Source organism: cf. Phormidesmis sp. LEGE 11477 (assembly GCF_015207105.1).
Lineage (GTDB): Bacteria > Cyanobacteriota > Cyanobacteriia > Phormidesmidales > Phormidesmidaceae > Phormidesmis.
Genome location: NZ_JADEXO010000045.1, coordinates 25,844 through 44,279, shown reverse-complemented (window position 1 = coordinate 44,279; position 18,436 = coordinate 25,844). Strand labels below are relative to the sequence as shown.

At 50.3% G+C, this 18,436-nt stretch carries 21 protein-coding genes; 9 read left to right on the top strand and 12 right to left on the bottom strand.

Annotated elements, in window-relative coordinates:
• Positions 1–127: 127 nt before the first annotated feature.
• The gene (locus IQ256_RS14510; RefSeq protein WP_193856260.1) at positions 128–325 is read left to right on the top strand and encodes a hypothetical protein; all 198 of its coding nucleotides are present in this window, start codon (positions 128–130) and stop codon (positions 323–325) included.
• Between the two features lie 23 nt (positions 326–348).
• Here IQ256_RS14510 and IQ256_RS14505 read toward each other — a convergent pair whose 3' ends face one another.
• The gene (locus tag IQ256_RS14505; RefSeq protein WP_193856259.1) at positions 349–1,176 is read right to left on the bottom strand and encodes a Uma2 family endonuclease; all 828 of its coding nucleotides are present in this window, start codon (positions 1,174–1,176) and stop codon (positions 349–351) included.
• A gap of 90 nt (positions 1,177–1,266) precedes the next feature.
• Here IQ256_RS14505 and gloB point away from each other — a divergent pair, with 90 nt between their 5' ends.
• The 5 genes from gloB (at position 1,267) to IQ256_RS14480 (ending at position 6,794) form a co-directional block, all read left to right on the top strand.
• Complete coding sequence (gene gloB, locus IQ256_RS14500; RefSeq protein WP_193856258.1) at positions 1,267–2,049, top strand: hydroxyacylglutathione hydrolase; 783 nt, start codon at positions 1,267–1,269, stop codon at positions 2,047–2,049.
• An 86-nt stretch (positions 2,050–2,135) separates the two neighbouring features.
• Positions 2,136–2,597 (top strand): 50S ribosomal protein L9, encoded by a 462-nt coding sequence (gene rplI / locus IQ256_RS14495; RefSeq protein ID WP_193856257.1) that lies wholly within the window; start codon positions 2,136–2,138, stop codon positions 2,595–2,597.
• 183 nt (positions 2,598–2,780) lie between these two features.
• A complete protein-coding gene (gene dnaB, locus IQ256_RS14490; RefSeq protein ID WP_193856256.1) occupies positions 2,781–6,026 on the top strand; it encodes a replicative DNA helicase in 3,246 nt (1,081 codons plus the stop codon).
• Positions 6,027–6,080: 54 nt separating this feature from the next.
• Positions 6,081–6,575 (top strand): hypothetical protein, encoded by a 495-nt coding sequence (locus IQ256_RS14485; RefSeq protein WP_193856255.1) that lies wholly within the window; start codon positions 6,081–6,083, stop codon positions 6,573–6,575.
• A gap of 39 nt (positions 6,576–6,614) precedes the next feature.
• Entirely contained in the window at positions 6,615–6,794 is a 180-nt protein-coding gene (locus IQ256_RS14480) for a hypothetical protein (RefSeq protein ID WP_193856254.1), read from the top strand.
• Positions 6,795–6,855: 61 nt separating this feature from the next.
• Here IQ256_RS14480 and IQ256_RS14475 read toward each other — a convergent pair whose 3' ends face one another.
• From IQ256_RS14475 to IQ256_RS14460, 4 genes are all read right to left on the bottom strand, one after another.
• Entirely contained in the window at positions 6,856–7,824 is a 969-nt protein-coding gene (locus IQ256_RS14475; protein WP_193856253.1) for an aldo/keto reductase, read from the bottom strand.
• A gap of 122 nt (positions 7,825–7,946) precedes the next feature.
• A complete protein-coding gene (locus IQ256_RS14470) occupies positions 7,947–8,399 on the bottom strand; it encodes an orange carotenoid protein N-terminal domain-containing protein (RefSeq protein ID WP_193856252.1) in 453 nt (150 codons plus the stop codon).
• Positions 8,400–8,714: 315 nt separating this feature from the next.
• Positions 8,715–9,206 (bottom strand): nuclear transport factor 2 family protein, encoded by a 492-nt coding sequence (locus IQ256_RS14465; protein ID WP_193856251.1) that lies wholly within the window; start codon positions 9,204–9,206, stop codon positions 8,715–8,717.
• Positions 9,207–9,352: 146 nt separating this feature from the next.
• Entirely contained in the window at positions 9,353–10,795 is a 1,443-nt protein-coding gene (locus IQ256_RS14460; RefSeq protein ID WP_193856250.1) for an ATP-binding protein, read from the bottom strand.
• A 144-nt stretch (positions 10,796–10,939) separates the two neighbouring features.
• Between IQ256_RS14460 and IQ256_RS14455 the strand changes: the two genes are divergently transcribed.
• From IQ256_RS14455 to IQ256_RS14445, 3 genes are all read left to right on the top strand, one after another.
• Entirely contained in the window at positions 10,940–11,455 is a 516-nt protein-coding gene (locus IQ256_RS14455; RefSeq protein ID WP_193856249.1) for a universal stress protein, read from the top strand.
• Positions 11,456–11,773: 318 nt separating this feature from the next.
• Positions 11,774–12,478: a GntR family transcriptional regulator gene (locus IQ256_RS14450; protein ID WP_193856248.1), complete on the top strand. Its 705-nt coding sequence runs from the start codon at positions 11,774–11,776 to the stop codon at positions 12,476–12,478.
• A gap of 2 nt (positions 12,479–12,480) precedes the next feature.
• Positions 12,481–13,722, top strand: a complete 1,242-nt coding sequence (locus tag IQ256_RS14445) for a Zn-dependent hydrolase (RefSeq protein WP_193856247.1) — start codon at positions 12,481–12,483, stop codon at positions 13,720–13,722.
• Between the two features lie 22 nt (positions 13,723–13,744).
• Here the strand turns inward: IQ256_RS14445 and IQ256_RS14440 are convergent, their stop codons facing one another.
• The 7 genes from IQ256_RS14440 to IQ256_RS14410 form a co-directional block, all read right to left on the bottom strand.
• Positions 13,745–13,924: a hypothetical protein gene (locus IQ256_RS14440; protein WP_193856246.1), complete on the bottom strand. Its 180-nt coding sequence runs from the start codon at positions 13,922–13,924 to the stop codon at positions 13,745–13,747.
• 263 nt (positions 13,925–14,187) lie between these two features.
• On the bottom strand, positions 14,188–15,558 hold the full coding sequence (locus IQ256_RS14435; RefSeq protein WP_193856245.1) for a cytochrome P450: 1,371 nt from the start codon (positions 15,556–15,558) through the stop codon (positions 14,188–14,190).
• Entirely contained in the window at positions 15,555–16,004 is a 450-nt protein-coding gene (locus tag IQ256_RS14430; protein ID WP_193856244.1) for a PPC domain-containing DNA-binding protein, read from the bottom strand. Before IQ256_RS14430 ends, IQ256_RS14435 begins: the two co-directional genes overlap by 4 nt.
• Positions 16,005–16,047: 43 nt before the next feature.
• A complete protein-coding gene (locus IQ256_RS14425; RefSeq protein ID WP_193856243.1) occupies positions 16,048–16,467 on the bottom strand; it encodes a DNA-binding protein in 420 nt (139 codons plus the stop codon).
• Between the two features lie 62 nt (positions 16,468–16,529).
• Positions 16,530–16,892, bottom strand: coding sequence for a type II toxin-antitoxin system RelE/ParE family toxin (locus tag IQ256_RS14420; protein ID WP_193856242.1), 363 nt, complete (start codon positions 16,890–16,892; stop codon positions 16,530–16,532).
• 44 nt (positions 16,893–16,936) lie between these two features.
• Positions 16,937–17,329 carry a VOC family protein gene (locus IQ256_RS14415; protein ID WP_193856241.1) on the bottom strand — a complete coding sequence of 131 codons (393 nt, stop codon included), beginning with the start codon at positions 17,327–17,329 and terminating at the stop codon, positions 16,937–16,939.
• The gene (locus IQ256_RS14410) at positions 17,330–18,313 is read right to left on the bottom strand and encodes a protochlorophyllide reductase (RefSeq protein ID WP_193856240.1); all 984 of its coding nucleotides are present in this window, start codon (positions 18,311–18,313) and stop codon (positions 17,330–17,332) included. It lies immediately after the preceding gene.
• Between the last annotated feature and the right edge of the window lie 123 nt (positions 18,314–18,436).

Here is an 18,436-nt window from a genome sequence, read left to right as displayed (position 1 = left end):
CCTACGCTTAGCGTACTTCAGAAGACTCTCAGACTTCCACTTTCGTTCGTTGCGACGGCACTCTCTGCTCTAGGGGATTTGGGTCTACCGCTCCTACCTCTAAACATACAAGGGAGGGTTTTCCAGTGTGTACGCTAAACGGGTACAATTCAGCAGAATTTCTCTGGCATTATCCATCATGGTAGATGCATTGCGTTCCGGTAAATCTATGGGAATTGATACAACAATTAGTTACAAGGCCAGTGATAAGGTAGCCAGTGATAAGGTAGCCAGTGATAAGGCAGCCAGCTATCAGGCAATCAGTTATCGAAAAGCAGTCGGCTAACGGCTATTCTAGCTAACGGCTAACTACAGCGTTTCTGGATCTATGTTGCGATCGCGTAACTTCTGCAACAGCTGCTCCATTTCTCGCTGCGCCGCCTCAGCCTTTTGCCTTTCTGCCTCAGCCTTTTGCCTTTCTGCCTCAGCCTTTTGCCTTTCTGCCTCAGCCTTTTGCCTTTCTATCTCAGACGATAGTTCCGCCCGACTAGAGCGCTGCCTCTCTTGAAAGATCACAGAATCCTTTGTCGGATACTGATTTCCTGCCTCGTCATACCAATACAGCCAGTCTCTAGCAGGCAGCAGATATTCTTTGCCTCTAGCCACTCCTAAACCCAGGCCCAGCTCTGGCATCCAGAAAGGCATTCCCTGCTGACGGACGTATTCCCCATCCACCAGACGATACATTTCAAAGACGTCGTGCTGGTCGCGCTTCGAGTGCTTCGGATTATAAACGGTGTAGTACAGCACGCCTAGCTCGGCATACAGCCTCATTTTCTTGCCGTATTCTTTACCAGGCTTGTCCGACACAATCTCTAGCACCCATAGAGGCATGACGCCTTCTTGCCAAAGCACATAGCTAAGCCGCAGGTCTTTTCCTTCGCGGTAGTGGGGAACGCCTAAAGCCAGAAAGGCATCAGGGCCGACTGCAGGCGTTTTAGGTTCGTAATAAAGACCGATGTTTGCGCCTAGGAACCAATCATCGCGATCGCACCAAGCCAGCTCCAGAACACCGCGTAGCAAAATCGGTATCAGTAATTGCAGCTCATTATCCACAGGGCGGCCATCAGTAGAGGGCAGATCATGCTCAGTCGGTAGATCAGGGCGAAGCAGCTTGGATGGCTTGAACTGTACCATGACAAAAGATCTGCACCTACGCAGGACGAAAACCGATCAAAAGGTTCATTAAGATCGCAGCAACGTCTCTATACTAATGCACTGCTCCAGATGAAAATCTATCGCCTGCCCGCCCGCTCAGACAACTACATTTTTGTTCTACACAACCCGGCTGACAACACGGCTGCCGTCGTCGATCCAGCCGATGCGCCACCGGTATTGCAAAAGCTAAACGAGCTCGGCGCGACCCTCACCACTATCTTCAACACGCATCACCATAACGATCACGTCGGCGGCAATCGTGAGCTGTTGGATCGCTTCCCAGAGGCTGAAGTCTATGGCGGCGCGCAAGATCAGGGGCGCATTCCGGGGCAAAGGCATTTTCTAGGCGAAGGCGATCGCGTCGCTTTTGCCGACCGCACCGGGCAAGTCATATTCGTCCCTGGCCACACCCGAGGCCATATCGCCTACTACTTTCCGCCTGTCGATGTGGATAAGTCTGATCAACCAGGCGATCTGTTCTGTGGGGACACGCTGTTTGCCGGCGGCTGCGGTCGGCTGTTTGAAGGAACGCCCTCTCAGATGGCGACCTCTCTAGCCAAGCTGCGCCAGCTACCAGACAATACCCATGTCTGGTGCGGCCACGAATACACGCTGAGCAACCTCAAGTTTGCGATCACTGTTGAAGGCGAGAATGAGGAGCTGCGATCGCGATTATCTACTGTCAAGACGGCGCGTCAGCAAAATCGGCCCACTATTCCTTCTCTACTCTCCATCGAAAAAGCGACCAATCCCTTCTTGCGCTGGAATAGCCCTATCCTCCAGTCAGTTGCCAACAGCCGAGACCCGATCGCCGTCTTTGCCCATATTCGTCGGCTAAAAGATAATTTCTAGGCTGGATAATTTCTGACAGTTGCACCTTTGACCCAAGTTGCATACACTAGAAAGCTGCGCTGCGATGGAAAGTAATATTAAAAGCAATGGCGAAAAAAAGAACTCAGCTAGTCCTTAGCCAGGACATCGACAAACTAGGCAACACGGGCGATCTAGTAGAAGTAGCCCCCGGCTATGCCCGCAATTACTTGATTCCTCGCAGCTTGGCCTACCGCGTCACCCCTGGCGTTCTGAAGCAGGTGGAAATCCGCCGCGAGCGCGAAAGAGCGCGTCTAGAAGCGATCAAGCAAGAAGCCGAAGCCACTAAAGTTGCGCTCAACACTATTGGCCTATTCACCGTCAAAAAAGCGGTCGGTGAAGACGAGGCGATTTTTGGTACCGTTACCACGGCTGAAGTTGCCGAGCTCATTCAAGCTAACGCTGGCAAAGAGATCGACAAGCGCGATATCAGCCTGCCCGACATCAACAAGCTAGGTGAATACAAGGTAGATATTAAGCTACATAGCGAAGTAACTGCCACTATCAACCTGCGGGTAGCGCCTGACTAGTCGGTGTCCGCCTAGCCTATGGAGGCTAAACCATCTAAGCTAAACCATTCAAATTTAATCAAATCGTCGAACAGTACAAATGTTCGTTAATTTATAAGGGTAGAGATCCATAGTTGTTCTCTACCCTTTTATATTGAAACCACACTTCATCATTCATCGTTCCCCCTTCATTCTTCTCTTCCAATGGTTGCTTCTGAACCTCGCTTCAAGCCCGCTGCCGATCGCCTGCCGCCCCAAAATATTGAGGCCGAAGAAGCCATTCTCGGCGGCGTTTTAATCGATCCAGAGGCGATTGGTCGGGTCACAGAGCTGCTGGTGCCCGAAGCGTTCTATATCGGCGCTCATCGCAGTATCTATCAGGCGGCTCTAGACTTGCAGGCGCGGGGGCTGCCGACCGACATGATGGGCATTGCCTCTTGGCTAAAGGACAAAGGCGCGCTAGAAAAAGTGGGTGGGCAAAGTCGATTGGCGCAGCTCGTCGATCGCACCATCAGCGCGGCCAATATCGACCAGTACGCCAAGCTGGTGATGGATAAATACACCCGTCGTCAGCTGATTCGCTCGGGCGGAGAAATTATTCAGCTGGGCTACGAAACTGAAACGCCTCTAGAAGATGTGCTCGACGAGTCTGAGCAAACGCTGTTTGGCATTACTCAAGAGCGCCCGACTCAAGGTCTGACCAAAACTTCGGATATTCTGACCGATACGTTTACCGATATTGAGCAGCGATCGCTCGGCATGGTTTTGCCCGGACTCTCCTGTGGGTTCTACGACCTAGATGCCATGACTCAGGGCTTTCAACGCTCTGATCTAATTATTACCGCAGCGCGTCCGGCTATGGGAAAGTGCCTTAGTGCTAGTGCCGAAATCTTACAGGTGGACGGCTCCGTTCAGACGATTGAAACCATCTATCACCAGCGCCAGGCCAATCTGCTGACGCTCAATCAGCGACTACGCTTCGAAGCTAGTCAACCCTCTGCTTTTGTCGATGATGGCATCAAGCCAGTTTTCAGGGTTACCACTCGTTTGGGAAGACGGGTTGAGACAACCTTGCCCCATCCCTATCTGACGATGAAGGGATGGCGTCCTTTAGCTGAGCTGTCGGTGGGCGATCGCATTGCCGTCCCTCGGCAGCTTCCCGTCTTTGGCGATCGTCCTATTCCTGAACACCAGGTCAAGCTATTGGCCTACTTCATCGGCGACGGTGGGTTAACGGGTAGTTCGCCTGTGTTCACCAATGCGAATCCGCTGATGCAAACCGACTTTACCGAGGCGGCTTGTCAGTTTCCGACCGTCAAAGTCAGAATTGACAGCAGCCAAGGCTCTCGCACGCCTTCTTTGGCGGTCGTGACAGATTCTGAACAGGGATTCGAGACGATTCGATGGATTGGAAAAAATCCGGTCAGCGCCTGGTTAGAGGAGCTTCATCTCTGGGGATGTAGCGCTCACAATAAAGTCATCCCCAGCCTCGTCTTTACGCTACCCAAAACGCAGCTAGCTCTGTTTTTGAATCGACTGTTTGCAACCGATGGCTGGGCGTCTGTCTTAGCCAGTGGGCAGGCTCAAATCGGGTACGCCTCAGTTTGTGAGAAGCTTGCCCAGCAACTTCAACATTTGCTATTGCGCTTTGGCATTATCGCAGCGCTCAAGCAGCGTCAGGTAAAGTACGAGAACGCCTGGCGATCGGTTTGGCAGTTGGATATTACGGATGCGATCGCCCTCCAGACTTTCGCCGATGAAATTGGTATTTTCAGCAAAGAAGCAGCCGTCAACCAGGTTGCTGAAGCGATAAAAGCCAAAAAATATCACACGAACAAAGATTTGGTTCCTACTGAAGTTTGGGACGATTTACGTACTGCTAAGGGTGAAGAAAGCCGGACTGGACTAGCCAAGCGAGCTGGACTTGCAGGAACAAGCAATATTCATGTTGGCAAACGTGCCTTAAGTCGCTCTCGCCTATCAGCTTTAGCAACGGCAGTAGCCCATCAGCCGCTACAGGATATGGCGACCAGCGATCTGTACTGGGACGAAATCGTTTCTATCGAGTCAATCGGACTACAGCAGGTTTATGACCTGACAATTCCAGGGACTCACAACTTTGTTGCCAACGATATCTGTGTTCACAACACCAGCTTCGTGCTCAACGTGGCGCGAAATATTGCCGATACGCACAAGCAGCCAGTCGCTATTTTTAGTTTGGAGATGTCAAAGCAGCAGCTAATCTACCGACTGCTTTCTTCTGAAGCGAAGATTGAAAGTGGCCGACTGCGAACTGGGCGGATTGCTCAGCACGAATGGGGGCCGATGGGCCATGCGATCAACACACTCTCTGAGCTGCCTATCTTTATTGATGACACGCCCGGCATTGGCGTGACAGAAATTCGATCGAAAGCCCGGCGATTGCAAGCTGAACAGGGCGGTGCGTTGGGGCTGATTTTGATTGACTACCTGCAGCTGATGGAAGGTACGGGTGACAACCGAGTGCAGGAACTGTCGAAGATAACCCGGTCGCTCAAAGGGCTAGCTAGAGAACTCAACGTTCCGATTATTGCGCTTTCACAGCTCAGTCGCGGCGTGGAATCTCGTACAAACAAAAGACCTATGATGTCCGATTTACGAGAGTGTGTCACCGGAGATACTTTGGTATGGCTAGCTGATGGCAGACGTTTACCCATTGCCGATCTAGTTGATCAAACGCCTGATGTCATTAGCATGGACACGCAGGGCAGGCTGATTCAGGCCAAAACAGATTTAGTGTGGGAAGTCGGCACAAAATCTGTCTACGAAATTACGACCGCTAGCGGACGGCGGCTAAAAGCCACTGCCAAACACCGCCTCTACACATTTGACGGATGGCAACGGCTAAATTCTTTAAAGGTTGGCGATCGCATTGCCGTGGCAAATCCTGATCGAGATACCGTTCCAATTGAGGTCTTCAGTATTGTTAAGCAGGCTATGCGAGAAAAGAGAATTTCTCAGCGTCGTATGGCCATGCTACGAGGGACTTCCTATGGTGGCACTTCTCACTTCAAGTTTTCGCCGACCAAAGACGTTGTGCTGAGCTATGCAAACATCCTAGAAAGTCAACAACTTACAGAGATTGCAACCTCAGACATCTTCTGGGACGATATTGTCTCTATAGAAGCGGTTGGTGAAGAGCCAGTATATGACCTAACTGTGCCAGGGCCAGCCGCCTGGATGGCAGATGGCATTGTTTCACATAACTCGGGCGCAATCGAGCAGGATGCAGATTTGATTATGATGCTGTATCGCGAAGAGTATTACGATCCTGACACGCCCGATCGGGGTATTGCTGAAATTATCCTAACTAAGCACCGGAACGGGCCGACGGGCACTGTCAAACTCTTGTTTCAGCCAGAATATACGCAGTTTTTGAATAGGGCTTCGGATCTCTCTAATCGAGAATGATCAACGAAGTTTGTGACGATAACACGTTCACTGTCAACAAACTAGAAGGAGACTATGGGAATGACGCCTGAACAGCTTGAAGAGATTCAAAGATTGCGCGATCGCAAAGTCGCTCCTAAACAAATTGCTAGAAAACTAGGACTGCGACCCGCCGAGGTCAAACTAGCCATCCAGCGAAAAGCAGCCGTCCAGCAGCAAGAGAGCTTAGCCAAAGGAGAGCTGCCGCCGATTGAAGCCTGCTTCGCCAACAGCACAATGGTCAGCGCTTTATTGACAGACAAAGACCCAGAATTCAGCGGCAGTGCTGGTCTAGGCACAGTCATGGTCGTTCGCCAGCAGCGCAGTGGGTTCGCCGCTGCCACTTTCTTACTCGATTATTACTGTCTCGGGGTGAAAGATGCCTCCTCACGCAAACTCAACAGCGCCGCCAAGTACCAGCAGATGAAGGAGGTCGTCTTCTCAAAATTTGCAGAAGATACTGCAGAGATATCGCTGCGTCAGGCCCAGGCGAGCGTATGGGGTGCTGTAGACTATGCGAGGCAGCTATGATTTGAGCCTCATCCAGATTTTGAAGCCGCCAAAGCACTATTGGGACGCGAGGATGACCTCCCCACCCTTGAATTCGGGAAAGATGGCAAACCTCTCTACGTCAATGGTCCCTATGACAACGCAGATAAGGTCATCAAAACACTAGAAAAATCTGTAGGGAAAGGGAACTATGACTATTTGCTACAGGGCGGTTCTGAAATCGTAGATGACTTAGGTTAGTGGCTTGAGGCAAAGCCATCGCAACCTGTGAAAACTATAAACTCAGAATCAAAAACTTAGACTATTTCACCCAGGGCAAGGAAACATTGCTCAACTGCTCACACTCGGACTCTGTCATTGCCCAGCCGAGTGCGCCAGCATTCTGCTCTGCCTGCTTCGCATTTTTCGCCCCCGGAATCGGCACGATATTGCCCTGACAAATCAGCCAGTTGAGCGCGACCTGTACGGGCGTTTTGCCATAGGTTTTACCGATAGATTGCAGCGCCGCCAGTACGGGTTCAATCTTCTGTAATCCTTTCTGGCTGAACTTAGGATCTAATTTCCTTGCCCCTGCTGGCTGAAGATCGCTGCCTACTGTGTATTTGCCAGTCAATAACCCCTGAGCTAGTGGGCTGTAGGCTAGAATCGTCACCTCTAGATTCTGCGCTGCTTCAAGCACTCCATTGGCTTCGATATTGCGGTGCAGCAGAGAGTATTGCACCTGATTGACGGCTAAGGGAATGCCTCGCTGGGCCAGATAGCTATGGGCTTCGCGCATCTGCTTAGCAGAATAATTGCTGACACCAACGGCCTGAATTCGTCCTTGTTCTACCTCGTCTGCCAGCGCATTCATTAGAGTCTTTTGACTCATGAGAAAGTCAAAGGGCCAGTGAACCTGGTAGAGGGCGACGGAGGATTGCTTGAGGCGCTTGAGACTAGCGCTCAGGGTGTCGGCGACCGATTGAGCCGAGAAGCGCCAGGGCGCGGGCATGTATTTAGTGGCGATCACGGCGGGCCTACTGCTCTCTTTGATAAACTGACCAATTAGTTCCTCCGACTTGCCAAAGCCGTAGATTTCGGCAGTGTCAAAAAAATTGACGCCTGCAGCCAAAGATGCCTTGAAGGCAGCTCGGACTTCATCGATGCCATAGGCGCTGCCGTACTGCCAAAAAAGAGAATCACCCCAAGACCAGGTGCCGAGTCCTAACGCAGGAACTTCTGGGCCTTTGGGTCCAAGGGTGACAGTTTGTAGCGTATTTGAGCGCGCCATAGTGAAAATATAAGAAGTTAGCTTATATAAAATAGCGGCTCTAGAGAGCTTTAGTCATCTATAAATACTGATAGACAGTGCTGATAGAGATGACTGAGTTCTACTTCATAGCTATCTTGCATCTATCCTAGAATGGCATCGCGGACAAAGAGATAGCTTTGCTCGAAGCTCATTTCGTTGATAGCGCCGACTAGCTGCTTGGCGGTATCGGATAGGTCGTAGTCACCAGGTACTTGAATAACAGATCCTTCTGCCATGCCCTGGCCTAAGCGATACCAAAGGGCAATTTTAGTGGTGTTGCTCAAGCTGTTGTACGCATTGGTTAGGTCGTTGCTCTCACCAGAGAGAATATCGCGCATAAATTGAAGCTGTTCTTCTTCAGGCTTACCCTTAACTTGGTCATACAGGTCAGAAGAGCTATCTGACTCTTTGTTGTCGTCGGGATTTTCGAGCCTCTCTTCGCCTAGTCCGTCGTATACGTACCATAGAGTTGCAAGCTTTTCATCGGCGCTGAGCCCGTCAAACTGTTGCTTTTGCTCTTTTTGTGACGTCGTGTAGTCGGCAGCAGTAGCCATAAACTATCTCCTTGTAAGTTTGTTTTCTATATTTACGGCGCGTATTTCTTATCTTCTCTATCTGTTCTCTTTGGCGTAGAAGCACCTTGATGAAGACGTTTTCACTGTCAAGATAGGAATTTCTTGTATGCCTTATTGATAAGTACTTAAGAATTACTCGCTTGTTTACAATGTAGTGAGTTACACGCTTGGAATACGACCTTCTGAAGTTAGAACAACAGTATTAATAATCTCTTACATCTGAAGTAGCTAAGCTGTGCCTTTAGAGATGTTGTTCTTATGCCTATGCCTTGCAACAGTCGATAGCCTGAGGCGCTATGATCTCAGCCTTAGAAGTTCGTTCAGCTTTGCTAAGAGCTTAACTTTTACACTAGATATTTCTTGGGCTTCGTTGAGGTCAAATTCCCAGGCAACGTTAACTACGAAAAGGGGAGTTTTGACTTTGCCTCTGACGAGCCAGTGCTGAGCAGGGCTATGTTTAGCAGAGCAGGGCTGAGATGTTGTTGAGAGGTCAGAGGCTGACTCTTCTGAGTCTTCTTCTGGGCCTTCTTCTGAGCCTACAGCTTCATATTTTAGTGGCGTGAAGTCCATGCCAATGGCTTCGGCGGTTAGATAGTGGGCGATCGCATCTCTTCCTACAATTGGCTGCTCGAACGGCGGCACTAGCTGCCCGTCTTCTGCAAACAAAGCCGAAGTCTGCTCATAGTCACCTGCATTTGCCGTTTCAAAGTATTGCTGAACTGATTTTGGTAAAGACGACGCTCCCTCAGCTAGATGGCTATCTGGTGAAGTCGGGGAAGCAGTCATAATCTTATCCCTATGTAAACGCGCTGCCCTTTAATCCAAAGGCAGAACGCCTAAACCTTTCTTCTATCGCAGGTTAGAACCGCCCCGTTTTATAGCCGCCATAGCTGAGGAATTCTAGAGGTCGATACTGCGCTGTGCAAATAACTCTATTGCGTTTTTTGCTCCGCAATCAAAAAATCGACAAACTGCCGAGCGCTGCGCCCCGAGCGACCGTTATTCCTAGTGGCCCACTGCCGGGCTCGCCAGTCTAGGTTATCAGCTTCTATCTTCAGGCCCGCTTGGGCGGCGAGTTCGCGGACAATCGTCAGGTAGGTCGGCTGATCGGCGGGGGAGAAAGTCAGCGTTATACCAAAGCGATCGCTAAACGAAAGCTTTTCTTGCACCGTGTCCCAAGCCTGAATTTCGTCGGCATCTTTGGGCCGAGGGCGCTCGTCAAAGAACTCACGAATGAGATGGCGACGATTTGAGGTTGCATATACAACTACGTTCTGGGGACGAGCCATTACCCCACCTTCAAGCACGACTTTGAGTGCCTTAAAGTCTTCGTCGTCGTCTTCAAAGGATAGATCGTCGACAAAGATAATAAACTTTTGCGGAGCCTGACTGAGCGGTTCTAGAATCTGAGGCAGATTTGGCAAATCGGCTTTAGGCACTTCGATCAGGCGCAGGCCGCGATCGCGATACTCATTTAGCAGCGCCTTAACCAAAGAAGACTTACCCGCACCGCGACTGCCATAGAGCAATACATTTTGAGCGGTGTGGCCCTGCAGCAAGAACTCTGTGTTCTGAATGAGCTGTTGTTTTGGGTGATCGTAGCTAACTAGCTGAGCCAGCCGAATCGGATCGGGCGTCGAAATACCCGCTAGCCGACCAGCAGCAGCGTTCCACCGGAATGCAGTAAATTGCCCAAACAAGCCAACGCCCTGAGCCCGGTAGTAGACCGTCAGTTCTCGGATGGCATCTGTCCAATCTAGGCTGTCAGGGAAGGCGACAGGCAGGGTTGATGCCAGCTCAGAAGATTGAACAGCGGGTAAGTCCACGTCGTCTGCGTCGCTGCCGGTACTACCACAGAGTCCCTGTAGCCATGCGCCAATCTGCTCTGTCGGTAGACAATAGAGACTGTGAAGGATAGCTAGATCGTAACGGGCGGCGGCGAGTGTGCTAGGGGCAAAGTGATTGGCTAAGTTGCTCTCGTTGGGGTTTTCAATAGTTGCAGGTAGGCGCTGCGCCTGTTGGGAAAACGGATTGTCAGCAGCGAGAAGCTGTTGAATAAGATATTGCTGCCAGCTTATTTGATTCGCGGCCAGAGCAAAGCACCACTGTCCGTAGGCTCGGCGACAAGAGGCTATCCATACAGTGCTATTGACAGGGGACGCATTTTTAGCTGCCAGCATCCTAGCGGTTGAGTAGTCTGCTTCTATATCAAGTATCTCGATCGCTAGTAGCGTTTCGAGTAGTCGGATGAAAGCTTTGCCAATGGCTCCATCTAGTACTGACTGATAGAGCAGCAGTGAGGCTGCTTGCTGATAGTAGTTCTGAATTTTGACTACATCTTCCTGAGGAGGTCTGTCCGTTTTGTCTAGCGCCATATTTGAACTAATTTACTGGCTATCTTACTGGCTACAAAAGCAAATTGCTAAGAAACAGCAACCTTCGCTGACTATTTCTTGCACGCCTCGTATAATCAGTAGCGTACGATACAGAAAATATTTTTAGAGTAGGAGTTATTTACCATGCTGAGCAAGATTCTAGTTGCTATAGACGAGTCAGCTTCTAGTGAATGGGCTTTTGATACGGCCCTAGACATGGCTAAAGCGTTAAAGGCAGAGTTGCTTTTGGTTCATGTATTAGATGCGTTTGCCTCTGATAGCCCTAAGCATCCTCAGGTTTTGGTAGGCAGCTTTTTGAGCGATGTGGAAAGCCCTGTACAAAAGGAGTACGAACAGCGCTGGCAGCAGTTTGAAAATCGCTACGGTACACTGCTCAGGCAGAAACGGGTAGAGGCGGAGGCTGCTGGTGTCGCAGCCAATCATATTCAAGTTCAAGGAATGCCAGAGCGAAAAATTTGCGACATCGCCAAGAACCACAATATCGATTTGATTGTAGCTGGCAGTCGCGATCGCACCAGTCATAGCAGCATTAGCAACTATCTTGTTCGTCACGCGCCCTGCTCGGTCACTGTCGTTCATCCTAAATCAGAGGATCAGGTGGGCTCTGATACCGTGCGATCGCAGGCAGTTGCAGTATGAGGGCACATTAGTAGACGGCAGACGTGCTTTCTCTACGACTAGCCGCTATTGAGCAAATCAAGGATGTCCAAAGAGGATGTCTAAGAAGTGACGAATCCGGAAACAGGTTCAACCACTCTTCTCTTAGGCATCCTCTCTCTTAGGCATCCTCTTCGCTTTTTAGAAAATTACAGAGAAACCTCAGCGAAAGTAAGCTGAAGCGAGAAAAATTGTATACATTGAGTATACGTTAGACTGTGGTGGTGCAAGTAAGCCTGTCCCACTAAAATGCTACATAGACACCGCTCTGTATAGACGTAAACTCCTGCCGACACACCTATGGGTAAGCTCTTTAGCAAAACGTATCTAGCCCTTCGCCAAGAGATCCTCTCTGGCAAGTTGGCTTCTGGAAAGAGCCTGATAGAGCAGACACTAGCCGATCGTTTTGAGGTTAGCCGAACGCCGATCAGGGAGGCCATCCGTCAGCTTCAACGAGAAGGGTTAGTCGAGTCGAACCGAGGTGGCGGGCTGCGGGTGACAGTCGTTACAATCGCGGATGCTATCCACCTTTACGACTGCCGACTAGGGTTAGAGCAGGTGGCGGCAATGGGCGCTTGCGAAAATGCTACGGCTGCTCAGTTAGAAGATCTGCAAGACTGCTTGGCCCAGGCTAATTTATCTGATCCCACTGATCCCAGCATGCGATCGCCCAATAATGTAGACGAGCTAGAGAACCGCCTGCGTATCGACCAAAGCTTCCACAGACTGCTGGCCGACAGCTCTGGCAACCCACAGCTAGCCGATCTGCTAGAGCAAGTTTTCAGCAAAATGGCGCTGCTGAGGCTGACAACAACTTATCAAAACCCTGATGTCTTAGAAATTTGGGCAGAGCACGAACAGATTGTAGCGGCGATTGTACAGCGCGACTCTCAGGCGGCAGCGATCGCGGTTCGCAATCATTTGGTTGCCAGCAAAATGCGTGTGGTTCAGGCACTTCAAGGACTCAAAACCGAGGCTTCACTCCAGGGAATTGCGCTCTTTTAATCATGACTAAAACTCTCTCACTCGCTGTAAACGGCGATCGGCTTAACCAGACCTTAGAAGATCTCGCCGAGATTGGTCAGCAGCCCGACCATACAATCAAGCGACTAGCCTTCTCTGAGGAAGATTTGAAGGCGCGATCGCAGCTCAGTGAATGGATGGAAGCTGCGGGAATGAGCGTTCGGGTCGACGCTGGAGCCAATATTATCGGACGCTATCCAGGCTACGAGAGCGAAGCCCCCGTTTTAGCCACAGGCTCTCATATAGACACAGTGTTTTCCGGCGGTCGCTTTGATGGCTCTCTTGGCGTCATTTCTGGATTAGAAGTCGTCAGAGTACTCCAAGAGAACAACCTGAAACTACACCATCCCGTAGAAGTGATTGTCTTCGCCGACGAAGAGCGCAGCATGGTAGGCGCAAAGTCGATGGCTGGCACCGCGCCCACCGATTCAGAGCGCTACGACACCGTCGAGAGTGAGCCGATTCAGTCGTGCTTGGCAAAAGCAGGTGGCGATTGGAACAACATTCCTGCTGCCCGCCGTTCTAGAGAAGATATTGCCTGCTTTGTCGAACTGCATGTAGAGCAAGGCGGCGTGCTAGAAGCGATCGAGCGCAACATCGGCGTCGTCGAAGGCATCGTTGGCCAGCAGCGTCATCGGATCACCATAGAAGGGCGATCGAACCATGCCGGCACTACGCCAATGAACATGCGCCGGGATGCCCTCACCACCGCTTCTCATCTGATCTTAGCGATAGAAGATATTGCCAAACACTTTCCAGGCGATCCAGTCGCTACAGTCGGCACGCTAAAAGTTTGGCCCAATTCCATCAACACAGTGCCTGGATCGGTAGAACTCAGCCTAGATATTCGAGATCTTTCATCAGAAGTGATTGCTCACATGATCGAACAGCTCCGTCGCAAGATCGAAACCGTAGCTGTGGCTAGCCGTACCCGCATTCGCATTCGGCCAGAGCTGCAAGTAGAGCCGACCTTAGCCTCAGATACTATCCAGGCACTGATTGTTGAAAGCTGTGAAGAAATGGGCCTGAGCTATACTCACCTGCCTAGCCGCGCTAGCCACGACGCCCAAGAAATAGGACGATTTACCGACATGGGCATGATCTTTGTGCCCAGCAAAGAAGGCATCAGCCATTCTGGAGACGAGTATACTTCGCCCGCCCAATGCACCCAGGGCGCGAACATACTGTTAAAAACGCTGCTAAAACTCGATCGACTCTATCGTTAAGCCGATGCTCGTCAATCTGTTGCTAAGTCGCGCATACGGCAGTGCCCGCATCTCGATGTAAGAGATACGCGACTTCTGCTAAAACGGCTTGTGGCAAGAGTATTTGCTCTTGTTTGGCGTAGACCTCTTTGGCATCGACGTGGGACTGGTCTTGTTGGTTACTCAGTGCAACGGCAAATCTGGTATCGGCTTCTGTCGTCATTCTTTCGTTGTCTATCCTGGCTGCCGCTGGATCTTTGCTGCGAGGATCTTTTCGGCGTTGCTCGCTAGATGAGGAGAACCTGCATAAATACCGACGATAGGATCGTCTTCCACAGCTAGAGGTTCCTTGTCGCGACTCTGAAAATACTGCTGCTGGAGACTTTGCTTTATCTGGTATGACGGACGCGCGGTTGATGTAGTTCCGCTCGTTCCAGCTCTTTCACTAGTAAGATGACAAACGCTATGCACAAGAGACTATAGCGTTTAGGGTCTCTTTTCTATCCTGACTTTGACGCCGCCTTTGGGTCGTAGTGTGAACCTTGGGTCAATGTCGATCGGCTGTTTTGAGACTAAGTTGATGCGGAATCGCTGGGCGATTCTCGTTACGAGAGGCTCCGCCAACGCACTCAAAATCATCACCGACTCCATCACCGCAAAACTCTTGCCAATACACACATGCGGTCCCGCTCCCCAAGGCATGTATGCATACTTTGGCCGATTGGCCACTTGCTCGGGCAAAAACCGATCCGGGTCAAACTGCTCTGGATTCTCCCAAAAATCAGGATGGCGCAGCGTAAAGTAGAAAGCAATGTTCATGATAGAACCCTTTGGGATAGCGTAGCCGCCAATCTGATCGGCCTCTAACGCCGCTCTAGGTGCCAACCCCATTCCCGGCGGACACAGCCTTAGCGATTCATCGAAGACGCGGCGAGTATATTCAAGCTTTGGCAATTTCTCAAACGTCGGCTCACCGTTTTGTAGAACAGTCTCTATTTCTGATTGTATGTTCTCGGCCACATCAGGATGCAGGCCCAACAGATACCACGTCCAGGCCAGACTGGTTGCCGTCGTGTCATGTCCAGCATTAAACAAAGTGATAATTTCGTTGAGCAGCTCGAAATCACTCAGCCCCTTACCTGTCTCTTCATCTGTTGCATTCATCAGCATCGACAACAGATCGTCACTTTGTTCAGGGTCTCGTCTCCGATTTTGAATAATCTCTAGCACCACACTGTCGATTGTCGCCTTTGCCTGCCCGAACTGTCGATTCGTCTGCGTCGGCACCCATACAGGCATAGACAGCGGCGCAGTCAGCCGCCCATAGACATATTCCACCCCAATCCGCAGCGCCTGTGCCAGCCGATTAGACTCATCGCTAATATCCACACTAAACAAAGCCAGTCCGACAATCTTTAGCGTCAGCCGCTTCATCTCAGCCGCAATATCGATCACCTCACCCGCTGGCTTCTCTTCCCATTCTTGCAAAAATGACTCTACACAGTCCCATATCACGCTATGAAGCCGCACCAGTCGCCGCTGCTGAAAAGCAGGCTGCATCAGCCGCCGATGCTTCTGCCAAAACTCTCCTTCACTAGAAAACAGCCCGCGTCCTTGCACCAAACCCATCGGCTTCAAAAAGAAATCTGGCTTCTGATAATTCTCTGAGTGCGTCGATAGAATATGCTCTGCATGGTCTGGATGCGTCGACAAAAAGATCGTGAATCCAGGCATTACCCGCAGCCGTACCAGATCGCCATACTCACGCCACAGTCCGCCCAGGTACTCCAGCGGCTGCGACTGAAGCTGCGACATTTGTAAGAGAATATATCCCGACGGTCCTGGCGCTTTACTCATGATATGACTTTCAGTTCTTTGAACCCGGTCTTTGAATCGAAGACGCGCTGAAAGGTGGTGTTTGGTAGAAGTGCGATCGCAATCTCCAAAGTCGTATAAACAATACAGCCATACACCACATGCCCACCCTTACACTCACCATTTGAGTCAGCCACGCTCATATGCAGATGCACGCCTTCGTCGCTCAGCATTCCAGATAGAGTAAGCACCTCCTGCTTGCCACTTAATTCTGTGTGTGTATCGTTATCGGCAAAGCGCAAGCGAGTTTTGGACAAGCTCCCAACCGCGCTAAGAATCGCACCCGCGCTAATCTTCTGTTCTTTGGAAAAGTCTTCTAAGTATCGACGAATGTCTTCTCCAGGATTTAGTCTTAACCCGATAGTCTCGAATCGCTCTCTTCTGTTAGACTCTGGACGATCAAGCACGGCTACTAAAGATCTCGACATTATTTTCTAAACTTCACAGGCTTCGTGATACCTAAGTCAAGCTTTACACAGGTTGTAGACGTTCTACTGAATCTACCTGCTCATCGGCTGTACCCACCGAAGTTACTTCCATGGAAAACAATAGATTCTGACGCAGGAGTCCAACAATAATAGATAGATCGTTCATCGTTGGGTTGCCACTTTGAGATAGCATTTCACGCAAGCTTTCAGGTGATGTTTTCAGGCTATCGGCCAGATTCTCGAATCCTATTGTGGCCTCTACAACGTCTCTAAGCACCATTCTAGAAACATCAGGATCACCATTAGCGAGAAGCTCGATTGACTCACTAATCAAAGCCCTCGCAAACTCGGGCTCTCTATTTATTCGAGTGCGAATTGTTTCTCGCGCATCTACAGTCAAAGGCGCGGAGTTTGATTCGTCTAAAATCTTTGATGCTATAGGACGAGTTTCTTCAATTGGCATTCCGCTTTCGCCTCTTATAGTGTTTGTCACTTGGCTAAGATACAGCTTGCTGGCTAAAAGTACTACAAGACAACAGGCCAAGTAACTCGCTTTTCTCGAATGCATCCGAGAAAAGCTACATACTCCTTGTGCAACGCTATCGCTTTTGCAATATCCGATGATTGACGTTTCTTTTTGCCCCCTCCAAACAAGACAATAATATGTTCACCATCTCTTGCTAAATAAATTCGGTATCCAGGACCCCAGTTGATCTTGTATTCGCCAATGCCATCGAACCACTTTACGTTTGAAGTATTGCCGTTCGACAGTCGAACGATAGCAGTTTCCACCTTTCTCGCAACTGAAACATCGAGCTTATCGAACCATTTTCTATAGTAATTAGATCCATCAGCCGCAATATACTCCGAAACTTCAATTTCAGACATCAGTCAATACTTATTCTAATAGCTGTTCACGGAATGCACTCAGCTTACTTTTGACAGACGACTTCTATCTTGTAGCCATTGAGATCGCGGACGTAGGCGGCGTAATAGTTCGGATGATACTGAGCGCGGATGCCGGGTGCGCCTTCGTCGGTGCCGCCTGCGGCTAGTGCTGCTTTGTAGGATGTGTCTACGGCGGTTCGGTCAGCGGCTTTGAAGGCTAGATGAAATCGAGGCGGATCGGATAGTTCGCCTAGTCCTTGCTGTTTGGCATCTTTGGAATAGACCCAAAAGGATACTTTGGCTGAATCGACGTAGGCGGCAATGCCGCGATCGCCCATCGCAAACATTCGGCTAATCCCCAGCGGTTTCAGCACTGCATCGTAAAACGCCAGACTCTTATCCAAGTCAGTCACGCCAATCGAAAGATGATCAAACATCTACGCTAGGCCCACCAATTTTTCACTGAGATCCCAGAGCTTATCCGCTTTGTTGGCATCTGCGGCTTCGTTTGAGACTTCTTGACAAAAGGCTTCGCGGTTCTTGTCCTGGCGGTTGCCCCAGCTCCAGTAGACGCCGGATTTGTTGAAGCCTTCTTCGGCGACGACTTTGGCCACGCGATCGCCTGACTCTTCTTCAGAGACATACCCACCAGTAATATTCTTCTGAAAGAACGGAAAGATCGTTTGAAACAGCTTCGGCGCATCCCTAAACAAATCCGACTCTGCTACGCAGCCTGGATACAGCGCGTTAAAAACAATCCCCGTTTCATCGTGATAGCGACGGTGCATCTCTAGCATCGTCAGCATATTGCAAAGCTTGCTATCTTTATACGCCTTGCCCGGCTTAAACTTTTTGCCGTCAATCATCGCGATCGGAGACTTAAACCCTAGCTCCATTCCTTTTAGATCGCCCAAATCTGGGGGTGCCGGAATCGGAATTTTGCCGCCTAGCTCTTTGGGATTAGCAGTAACCGTCCCTAATGTCACCAGCCTGGGCTCAGGGTGAGCAGCCTTCTTCATATCTTCTAGCAGCAGGTTGCAAAGGAGGAAGTGGCCAAGATGATTCGTGGCGACGCTGATCTCATAGCCGTCAACGCTGCGCTCAGGCGACTTGAGGCTGGGCTTATAGATGGCGGCATTGACGACTAGCGCATCGAGCGATCGCCCGGTCGCGCGAAAGTCCTCTACAAACTGCTTGACGCTATCCAAAGACGACAGATCCAGCTTAATAATCGTGTAGCTGCCTTCTGGCATTCCCACTTCTTTGGCTACCCGCTCTGTTTTTGGCAGATTGCGACAGGCCATAATCACGTGCCACCCGCGCGCAGCCAGCGACTTGGCAGCGTATAAACCAACGCCAGAGGAGGCTCCTGTGATGATTACGTTAGAGCTAGCTACGTTAGAACTGGGGGACTGTTCCATGGGAGTTTAGAGGTATTTATACTTCGAGATGACACTTCAGAATGACAAACGAAAATGAAGAAGATCTGACGTTAAACAACGTTAGTCAGCTCATCATTTATGCTGCCATATTGTTGAACAAGC